At 38.8% G+C, this 5,843-nt stretch carries 5 protein-coding genes; 1 reads left to right on the forward strand and 4 read right to left on the reverse strand.

The genetic code is table 11. From position 1 onward, the window contains the following. Both AC52RT_RS10975 and AC52RT_RS10980 read right to left on the reverse strand, forming a co-directional pair. The coding region (locus tag AC52RT_RS10975) for an HAD family hydrolase (RefSeq protein WP_495540779.1) at nt 1–258 on the reverse strand (258 nt) is incomplete at its 3' end. A 119-nt stretch (nt 259–377) separates the two neighbouring features. Then, nucleotides 378–1,364 (reverse strand): cation diffusion facilitator family transporter, encoded by a 987-nt coding sequence (locus AC52RT_RS10980; RefSeq protein ID WP_495540780.1) that lies wholly within the window; start codon nt 1,362–1,364, stop codon nt 378–380. 225 nt (nt 1,365–1,589) lie between these two features. Here AC52RT_RS10980 and AC52RT_RS10985 point away from each other — a divergent pair, with 225 nt between their 5' ends. Further along, entirely contained in the window at nt 1,590–2,240 is a 651-nt protein-coding gene (locus AC52RT_RS10985; RefSeq protein ID WP_495540781.1) for a ribonuclease H1 domain-containing protein, read from the forward strand. A gap of 69 nt (nt 2,241–2,309) precedes the next feature. On the opposite strand, the gene AC52RT_RS10990 is transcribed toward AC52RT_RS10985, so the two are convergent. Continuing rightward, nucleotides 2,310–3,062 carry a hypothetical protein gene (locus AC52RT_RS10990; protein ID WP_495540782.1) on the reverse strand — a complete coding sequence of 251 codons (753 nt, stop codon included), beginning with the start codon at nt 3,060–3,062 and terminating at the stop codon, nt 2,310–2,312. 846 nt (nt 3,063–3,908) lie between these two features. Continuing rightward, nucleotides 3,909–5,624, reverse strand: a complete 1,716-nt coding sequence (locus AC52RT_RS10995) for an ABC transporter ATP-binding protein (protein WP_495540783.1) — start codon at nt 5,622–5,624, stop codon at nt 3,909–3,911. Nucleotides 5,625–5,843 lie beyond the last annotated feature (219 nt).

Below are 5,843 nucleotides of genomic sequence, written 5' to 3' on the forward strand. Positions count from 1 at the left end.
AATTAATTTTCCTTGTTCATTATAAATTTCACTGCCATTTACGGTAATTAAATAGGATGATAAATTCAATGATTTAGCATATTCACTACAAGTTGCATAGGCCCGTCCAGTACTTAGCACAACATGTACACCTTTATTTTCTCCTTCAAGAATAGCGTTGCGGTTCTCTTCTGATACCTCATCATATTGATTCAATAAGGTACCATCCATATCAAGAGCGATTAACTTAATCTTAGCCTTAGGTTTAGTATCTGTCATAATGTATTCCCCTTCCTGCTTAACGTAATGTGTACTTATACCTTATCAAATATAAACGGTGATCCAAAACGATAAAGCTCAAGAAAACAACCTGAGGTACATAACCTCAGGCCGTTTTTTTAAACTTTTGGATTGTCTTCTTTCAGAGTCTTTGAATCTTTCCAAGTAGTGACGCCATCATCTTGATCAAATTCAACAAGTACATCCGTTACGCCTCTTTCTTCGAGAATTGCCTTCACAAGCCTATCTTTTACCACGTCAGCTTGAGCAACCGTCATGGAGGCATCGAGTTCAACTTCCACCTCAACGTGGAAATCTTCTCCCTCTTTCAAAACAGTGATTGCTTCAATATCACGGACATCAGGATCCTGCATTACCATATTCCCAATTTTGAATTGGATGTCTGGATCAGCTTCACCAAGCGCACCAGCTGCATTATCAAGAAATACTCGGCCAACAACATAAAACATCATTAAACCAATTAAAACGGATGCAATCCCTTCAACTTGATTAAATGGAGTGAAATTAGCTAATAAGATCGCGATAATTGCTAAAACACCGCCAGCAGTGGCTACGGAATCCTCCATAAAGACTAATTTTGTTGCGGGTTTTGCATTTTTATAAGCGCCAAAACTCTTTGGGATAATAGCAAAGCCTGATGCTTCTATATGCGTTTCATGCAACACTTCTTTCATCGCCTTATACAAAACAAATCCTTCTAACAGTACAGCAATTCCGAGCACAGAAAGGTTGATAATGATTCCTTTCGATTCGGCGGGATGTAAAATATGATGGTAGCCTTCTTTGATTGTCTCATAAGACATAATTCCAACAATTAAAACCGCACCTAGTAAAACAAGATTAACCAGCCTTCCAAAGCCATTCGGAAAGCGTACAGTTGGTGCTTTTTTACTAAGAGCTGAGCCAATAAAGACAAACAACTGGTTCGCCGCATCACCGAGGCTGTGGAGCATTTCAGCGAACATGGCAACATTACCAGTTAAGAAGAAGGCAATCGCTTTTAAAATTGAGATAATCCCGTTCACAATTCCTGCAATAAATGCAGATTTATTTCCTTGTCGTAAAAGTGCAACTAATTCTTTCATGTTGTTAATTCCTCTCTCTATCTTGGATATACTTTGATTACCCGTTTTGGGCACCATTCTAACCTGCTACAAAAAAATATGTATATCATCCTATTCTTTATCAAAAAAATGAAATTTATACTTAATTATATCTAACCCACGAGTCCATATACAACACAGGAAATACATTTTTTTCTCTTGTTATATGCTATATTGGTTAGACGAGAAAGTACTGGAGGCGATATAATGGCTAAGAAAAAAATCTATGCCGTCAAAATTGGCAAAAAACCTGGTTTATATGAGACATGGGCTGAATGTAAAAAACAAATAGATGGCTATAGTGGAGCAGTTTATAAAGGTTTTGCAACGAAAATAGAAGCCGAACAATTTATTGGAAATGGTTCTGCTTTTACAGTTGCTGCGGAAAAACATGATAATTTCAACATTGATGAGTATATTCGTCTTCTTGATGATCAAACACTGGTGGCTTTTGTAGATGGAAGTTACAATAAACTCTCTAAAACGTACGGCTATGGCGTTGTACTAATCAGTAAAAACAATCCACTTGAAACCCTCATGGGATCTGATAACCATAGTGATTACGTGGAAACACGCAATGTAGCTGGCGAGATAGAGGGAGTAAAAAGTGCGATCAGATATGGAATAGAAAAAGGCTATAAAAAAATTGTTTTATTTTATGACTATATCGGGATAGAAAAATGGGCGATCGGTGACTGGAAAGCAAACGCTGCAATATCAAAAGATTACATATTATTTATTAATCAAATAAAACCTTCCATTGATATTGAATTTAGGAAAGTAAAAGCTCATTCGGGAATCATTTACAATGAGCTGGCTGATGAACTAGCCAAGAAATCTCTTCAAAACAAAGCGTAGAGTATCCATGCAGGCTGTCGAGCACCCCTCGGCCGCTTTTTTTTCATATAAAAACAGCCAAATGGCTGCTTAATTGCTCTCTACTTTTTTCAATTTGGATGGGTTGTTCACTTTGTAACGAACTTCTTTACTAAATTTTTTGTCGACAATCTTCCCATCGAATTCGAGCTCGACGCCTTCTTCAAGTTCAAGCTTTTTCAGCGTTTTACTGTACCCGCACCATGCATCACCAATATAAAGTTCTGCGTCACCTATGATTTTCACATCTTCAAATAAAACAACTTCATCTGTTTCTCCCGTGAAATGGTTCATCTTTTCTGTAAACTCCTTAACGGAAGCAGTGAAATGTACTTTTTCTTCAGGCAGCTCGAGCTTCGGTTTTGCAGGTGCTTTTTTTGCCTTCGCTTTTTTAACGGCAGCCGGTTTTTCAACAGCTGTTAACTCTTCAGAAGTAGCCTTATCTGTCACTTCTTTCTTGGCAGAATACTCTGTAGATCCCCCGCTTAATAACTCTTTAGCAAAACCAGCACTCTGCATCTCTTTTAAATACGCTGGGTGAATACACGTAAGTTCACCATCATCAAACTCCAAAACAATCGTATTAAACTGGCCATCAATGCCATATTCTTGATATCCCTTTAAGGTTACCCGTTCTTCATGTCGACCAGTTTTAAATACCAGTTCCTTTTTAACAGAACGAGCCGTTAACAGTCCCCATTCTATTCCCTTCGCAAGATAATGATCCTCATCATTAAAGGTAAAGTAATCCCCCTGCGGCGGTATATAGTGAATATGATCTTTCTTATTCATCGTATCAGACACAAAAAACCCTCCTACAAAACTCATACATCTATTTTAGCAAAGATTGGACCATCTGCAAAACAATGCAGCATAATATCGTACAACGAATTTGGGTTAGTTTGTTGATCCAACCGACATCCATCGATTTCTTTAGAGATAGATACTCTTTTTTTAAAAATTCCATGCTTGGTGGATACCCATATGGGTATTTTCAACTCATTTTTAGATGCCAGACAGGATTACGGCCTCCTCAGACGGGAATAGTTGGACTCCAGACGGGATTATGCTCATCTCAGACGGGAATACATGCCTCTCAGACGGGATTATTCTTGATTTCCAAGCCAATATAGTTCATATACCCCCTGGTCTATTCCATTTTGGCTAAATATGTTGATTCGACCGGCATCCATCGATTTCTTTAGGGATAGATACTCTTTTTCATAAAATCAAGGGTTGGGTGGATACCCACATGGGTATTTTCAACTCATTTTGAGGTGCCAGACGGGATTACAGCTTCCTCAGACGGGAATAGTTGGACTCCAGACGGGATTATGCTCATCCTAGACGGGATTAATCTACTCGCAGACGGGATTATTCTAGATTTCCAATCAAAATTAGTTCATATACCCCCCTGGTCTATTAAATTTTTGCTATGTAGGTTGATTCGACCGGCATCCTTCGATTTCTTTACAGACAGATACTCTTTTTTCAAAAATTCCTTGCGTGGTGGATACCCACATTGATATTTCCAACTCTTTTTGAGATGCCAGACGGGATTATTCTTGATTTCAGTCAAAATTAGTTCATATACCCCCCTGGTTCCTCGATAAATAGTTAAAAGCCAGCTTTTTGAAAGCTGGCTTTTACCTATCTTTGAAATTGTACTTTGTGCAGGTTGGCAAAAACGCCGCCTTGTTTAATTAATTCATCATGTTTGCCTTGTTCTGCTATGCCGTCTTCTGTGACAACGACAATGCGGTCTGCATTACGAATGGTTGCCAAGCGGTGAGCGATAATGAGTGTTGTTCTGTTTTTTGCTAGTTCGTTCAGTGCTTGTTGAATGATCATTTCTGTTTCCGTATCCAATGCCGACGTGGCTTCATCGAGTATTAAGATGGGTGGATTTTTCAGAAACATTCTTGCAATGGCAATCCGCTGTTTCTGTCCTCCTGAAAGCTTTAACCCTCGTTCTCCAATTTGTGTGGCGTATCCGTCGGGAAGGCCTGCTATGAATGATTCTAAATGTGCCTTTTTAGCCGCTGCTTCGATCTGTTCATCGGTTGCATCAAGCATTCCATAAGCGATGTTTTCCTTCAACGTCCCTGTGAACAGAAACACATCCTGCTGTACTAATCCAATCTGTGAGCGCAGTGAGTGTTTCGTCATGTCGCGGATATCAATGCCGTCGATGGTAATGCTTCCGTGGTCCACGTCATAAAAACGAGGAATCAAGGAGCAAATGGTTGTCTTGCCTGCACCGGATGGGCCGACAAAGGCTACTGTTTCCCCGGCATAAATTCGTAAATCAATCTCTTTTAGTACGGTCTGTTGGTTATCATATCCGAAGCTTACTTGATCAAAAACAATGTCGCCGTGCAATAAATCCATCCGAATCGCGTTCGGCTTATCTTGTACATCCGGCTCTACATCCAGCATCTCAGTGAATCGCTTAAATCCTGCCATTCCTTTTGGATAGAGTTCCATAAGAGCACTGATTTTATCAACAGGTTTGAAGAGAACATTTACATATAAGACGAATCCGACAAGTTCTCCATTTGTCAGCTGACCATGAAATGTCAACCACGCTCCGACCACTAAAACAGCCAGTGTCATGAAACGGGTCATCATATAAATACCAGAAGAAGAAAAAGACATTACCTTATATCCGCCCAGCTTTGCATGGCGAAACTTTTTATTATTTTTTTCAAACAAAGCAATCTCATGCTCTTCATTGGTAAAAGACTGAACTACGCGAGCTCCAGAAACACTGTCCTCGACTCTCGAGTTAACATCAGCAATGTCACTGTACATCTGCTTCCAAGCTTTATTCATACTTAGATTACTAAACACAATTAATAAAATCAGGAACGGAAGAATACACACCGTCACTAAGGCTAACTTGACATTAATGGTCATCATAATCCAGAATGCACCGATGAAAGTCATGAATGCAATAAATACATCTTCTGGTCCGTGGTGAGCAAGCTCACCGATATCAAACAGGTCATTGGTAATCCGGCTCATTAAATGACCAGTTTTCGTATTGTCAAAGAAACGAAATGATTGTTTCTGCACATGTTGAAACAGCTGCTGACGCATATCAGTTTCAATGTTAATTCCAAGTTTATGTCCCCAATAATTCACAATATATTGGAGAAGTGTACTACATACATAAACGATTAATAAACCTATGCTGACCGAAACGATCATCGTCCAATTGTCTCCTGGAATGAGCGTATCAATAAACCACTGAACAGCAAGGGGAAAAGCAAGTTCTAAAATGGCTACAAAGATTGCACATGAAAAATCAATGATAAATAATCTTTTATGAGGCCTATAGTATGAAAAAAAGCGTCCTATCATCTTGTTCTCCTTTTATTTGATTCTTAGTTACCACTAGAATTATAGTCATATACCGATAAATATTCAACCAATTCTGAAATTTAATATCTTCGAAAAGACATGCGTTGTTAGAGAATCAATCTAATCCATCTATCCTTTTTTCTTTTTTACCATCTCAATTCCGAGATGTTTTTTTAAATCGAAAGCCGTAGATAGAAGATAATCTACGGCTTGTTTATT

The sequence above is a fragment of the Peribacillus sp. genome (genome assembly GCF_059453735.1).